At 76.0% G+C, this 420-nt stretch carries 1 protein-coding gene; it reads left to right on the forward strand.

Features of this window, described 5'->3' with window-relative positions; genetic code table 11:
- A partial coding sequence (locus tag LPA54_RS40025; RefSeq protein ID WP_228985331.1) for a TetR/AcrR family transcriptional regulator occupies positions 1 to 420 on the forward strand: 420 nt, incomplete at both ends.

Consider the following 420-nt stretch of genomic DNA (forward strand, 5'->3'; position numbering starts at 1 on the left):
GCGGCGCGCCGGCGTCGGCAACGCGACGCTCTACCGGCACTTCCCCACCCGGGCCGCGCTCGTGGACGCCGTGTTCCGCGACCAGCTCACGGGGACCATGGAGGCGGGTGATCGCGCGCGGCGCGCACCCGACGCGTGGGCCGGTCTGGCCGGCTACCTCGACGCCGTGTTCGTCACCCTTGCGGCCGATCGCGGCACCAACGACCTGATGACCACCCGTCTGCCGGACGTCGAGACGCTCGGCGCGGTACACGCGCACAACCGCGAGACCGTCGACGTGCTGCTGGAGCGCGCCCGCGCGCAGGGCAGCGTGCGCGCCGACGTCACCACCGAGGATCTTCTCTTCGCCCTGGCGGCACTGGGCCGTGCCGTGCCGCCGCTGGCCGTCGCCGCCGGCCCCGACGCCTGGCGCCGCCCCCT

Source organism: Streptomyces sp. DH12, assembly GCF_020873895.1.
Classification (GTDB): domain Bacteria; phylum Actinomycetota; class Actinomycetes; order Streptomycetales; family Streptomycetaceae; genus Streptomyces.